Annotated in this window: 1 protein-coding gene; it reads right to left on the reverse strand. The window is 43.8% G+C overall.

Going from position 1 to position 393, the window contains the following annotated elements:
* Window positions 1–227 (reverse strand): hypothetical protein (locus tag AKL28_RS25240; RefSeq protein ID WP_231602691.1); only part of this gene is annotated, 227 nt, incomplete at its 3' end.
* Window positions 228–393 lie beyond the last annotated feature (166 nt).

The raw sequence follows: 393 nt of genomic DNA on the forward strand, positions 1-393 counted from the left end.
GTGTCCCCGCATAGCATTTCATCTACCAAGCGCGAGGCTAATTTGGGAGCTCGATCTTTGGCTAATGCACGTATCGTTGTCCTTGTCCGGCTACGTTCAGTCGTCTTGCATGCGTTCTGGAGCATCTCATCTTTCCGATAAAAACTACGGATATCGGGCGGTATTTCTTTTGCAAGCACCGGCATACAAAGACAGAAACTGAGGATCAATATCAACAAGGCATGCATATTATTGCCATTGAATGAGAATTCATAGCTACCTAAATCAACTCTCAGGAAAGGCTTCTTACAGCCGATATTGGACGTTGATTCATGCCGATATGTCAGCTCGGAAATAATCTTAAAATATCGCTGTCAAATCGGAATGTATTAAGCATCCAACCTTGGTTTGGCT

Source organism: Herbaspirillum chlorophenolicum (genome assembly GCF_001189955.1).
Lineage (GTDB): Bacteria > Pseudomonadota > Gammaproteobacteria > Burkholderiales > Burkholderiaceae_D > Herbaspirillum > Herbaspirillum chlorophenolicum.